General features: G+C 64.3%; 3 protein-coding genes. All 3 read left to right on the top strand.

Annotation, left to right across the window (positions count from 1 at the left end):
* The coding region (locus tag Q4F91_RS13220) for a homoserine O-succinyltransferase (RefSeq protein WP_303338199.1) at positions 1 to 419 on the top strand (419 nt) is incomplete at its 5' end.
* A gap of 375 nt (positions 420 to 794) precedes the next feature.
* Positions 795 to 2,078: an O-acetylhomoserine aminocarboxypropyltransferase/cysteine synthase family protein gene (locus Q4F91_RS13225; RefSeq protein WP_303338200.1), complete on the top strand. Its 1,284-nt coding sequence runs from the start codon at positions 795 to 797 to the stop codon at positions 2,076 to 2,078.
* A 38-nt stretch (positions 2,079 to 2,116) separates the two neighbouring features.
* Positions 2,117 to 3,052, top strand: a complete 936-nt coding sequence (gene metA, locus Q4F91_RS13230; RefSeq protein WP_303338201.1) for a homoserine O-succinyltransferase — start codon at positions 2,117 to 2,119, stop codon at positions 3,050 to 3,052.
* Positions 3,053 to 3,283 lie beyond the last annotated feature (231 nt).

Consider the following 3,283-nt stretch of genomic DNA (forward strand, 5'->3'; position numbering starts at 1 on the left):
TGCGCCCGAACAACCCGCTCGTGCGCGGGTTCGACGACGTGTTCCTTGCGCCCCACTCGCGGCACACGGGTCTGAACCTGCGCGACCTCGAGGCGACGCCGGCGCTGCGCGTCCTCGCCGGGAGCCGCCGCACGGGCCCGTTCCTCATGTCCACCGAGAACGGCCGTCAGATCTTCGTCACCGGCCACCCCGAGTACGACCTCCTCACGCTCGACGCCGAGTACCGGCGCGACCTCGAGAAGGGGCTCGCCATCGCCGTCCCGGAGAACTACTACCCGGACGACGACCCGAACCGCACGCCGCATTTCCGCTGGCGCGGCCACGCCCACCTCCTCTACTCGAACTGGCTCAACTACTACGTCTACCAGACGACGCCCTACGACCTCGACGAGCTGAAGACGAGCCCGGCAGCGACCTGATCCACGGCCCTCTTCCGCGTCCCGGACAGCAGTTCCGCGCCTCCGTTTCTTCGGAACCGGGGGCGTTTCTTTTTCGAGCGGAAGCTCGCAATGAGAGCGGTCACATTCTGTCAGACGTTCCCCGGGCGAGACACATGGTTATGACGTGACACCCTCGGATTCCCTCTGCGACAGGGGAGAAGGAATTTTCAATTGCATCTTGCGGTATTACCCTGACCCCTCCTTCCGGGGTGCCCGACGGACCGATAGCATCCGAATCATCCCGGGGCATCACTCCCTTCAACGGCTCGTCGGAGGTCCTTCGGAAACCTCCTGCGGTAGCCCGGAGTGAAGTCTCCCCGGATTGAGAGCAAAGAAAAAACAGGAAACGCACCCATGCACATCGACACACTCTGTCTCACCGGCGGCTACAAGCCGAAGAACGGCGAACCGCGCCAGCTCCCGATCATCGAGTCGACGACGTTCAACTACGACTCCTGCGAACAGATGGCCGACCTCTTCGATCTGAAGAAGGCCGGCTATTTCTATTCGCGCGTGCAGAACCCGACCTGCGACCAGGTCGCGGCGAAGATCTGCGCGCTCGAGGGCGGCGCCGCGGCGATGCTCACGTCCTCCGGCCAGGCCGCCATCTTCTACGCGATCTTCACGCTCGCGCAGAAGGGTGACCACGTCGTGTCGAGCTCGAGCATCTACGGCGGCAGCTACAACCTGCTCGCGAGCACGCTGAAGAAGATGGGCGTCGAGGCCACCTTCGTCGATCCGGACTGCAGCGACGAGGAGCTCGCCCAAGCCTTCCGCCCGAACACGAAGCTCGTCTACGGCGAGACGCTCGCCAACCCCGCCCTCACGGTGCTTGACATCGAGCGCTTCGCGAAGGCCGCCCATGACCACGGCGTGCCGCTCGTGGTCGACAACACCTTCCCCACCCCGATCAACTGCCGCCCCTTCGAGTGGGGCGCCGACATCGTCGTGCACTCGACCACGAAGTACATGGACGGCCATGCCTCCACCGTGGGCGGCGCGATCGTCGACGCCGGCCGCTTCGACTGGAAGGCGAACGCCGCGAAGTACCCCGGCCTCACCGAGCCCGATCCCACGTACCACGGCCTCGTCTTCGTCGAGGCCTTCGGCAACGCCGCGGCTTACATCACGAAGGCCACGGTGGAGCTCATGCGCGACCTCGGCGCCACCGCCTCGCCCTTCTCCGCCTACATCCTCAACGTGGGCCTCGAGAGTCTCGCGGTGCGCATGGAGCGCCATACGAAGAACGGCCTTGCGGTCGCGAAGTTCCTCGAGAGCCACCCGCAGGTCGAGTACGTCAACTACTGCGACCTCGAGAGCTCGAAGTACTACGAGCGCGCGCGGAAGTACCTCCCGAAGGGCGGCTGCGGCGTGCTCTCCTTCTCGATCAAGGGCGGCCGCGAGGCGGCGCTCAGGTTCATGAAGGCCCTGAAGCTCATCGTGATCGAGACGCATGTGGCCGATGCCCGCACCTGCTGCCTCGCCCCGGCGCTCACGACGCACCGCCAGATGACCGACGAGGAACTTGCCCGCATCGGCATCTCGCCCTCGCTCGTGCGCATCTCCTGCGGCCTCGAGCACCAGGACGACCTGATCGCCGACCTCGCGCAGGCGCTTGACGCCGTGAAGTCGAAATAAGCCGTCCCTTGAAACCTTGAAGTCAGAGGAGTTTCCCGATGCCTGTGATCCTGCCCCGCAGCCTGCCCGCCTACACCCGTCTCGGAGAGGAAAACGTCTTCGTGATGACGCCCGAGCGTGCGCGGACGCAGGACATCCGTCCGCTTGAGATCGCCGTGCTCAATCTGATGCCGACGAAGATCACGACGGAGACGCAGATCGCGAGGCTCCTCGCCAACTCGCCGCTCCAGGTGAACCTCACGCTCATGCAGACGAAGTCGCACCGCGCGACGCATGTCTCCGGGGATCACCTCGACGCCTTCTACACCACGTTCGACGAGGTGCGGCACCGGCGCTTCGACGGCATGATCATCACGGGCGCGCCGATCGAGCAGTACGAGTTCGAGGACGTGAAGTACTGGGAGGAGCTCACCGAGATTCTCGACTGGACCCGCACGCACGTGTTCTCCACGATGCACCTCTGCTGGGGCGCCTTCGCCGGCCTCTGGCACCACTTCGGCATCCGCAAGAAGCCGCTCGCGGAGAAGCTCTTCGGGCTCTTCGAGCACGAGGTCATGCGCCCGAACAACCCGCTCGTGCGCGGGTTCGACGACGTGTTCCTTGCGCCCCATTCGCGCCACACGGGCCTCAACCTCCGCGACCTCGAGGCGACGCCGGCGCTGCGCGTCCTCGCCGGCAGCCGCCGCACGGGGCCGTTCCTCATGTCCACCGAGAACGGCCGCCAGATCTTCGTCACCGGCCACCCCGAGTACGACCTGCTCACGCTTGACGCCGAGTACAGGCGCGACCTCGCGAAGGGCCTCGCGATCGCCGTCCCCGAGAACTACTACCCCGACGACGACCCGAACCGCACGCCGCGCTTCCGCTGGCGCGGGCACGCCCACCTTCTCTACTCGAACTGGCTCAACTACTACGTCTACCAGACGACGCCCTACGATCTCGACGAGCTGAAGACGAGCCCGGCCGCGAGCTGACGACGTCACACACCCCCAATCTGTCTGAGACGCTCTGCGCGTTTCTCCTCTCCTCTCCTCCCTCCGATCAGATCAATGTTCGGAGGGATTTTTTTCGGCAGAGGATCACAAAACTCTGAATATTGATCCTTTGCTCGAAATTTTGATTGACCGTGTTGATGTAAGCACGATATAAGAACGTGAATTTCCCAAATTCCGGTACAGCCGCCAACTGAACAGCTGTTCAGTTGG

The organism is Sutterella sp. (genome assembly GCF_030539355.1).
In the GTDB taxonomy this organism is placed as follows: Bacteria; Pseudomonadota; Gammaproteobacteria; order Burkholderiales; family Burkholderiaceae_F; genus Sutterella.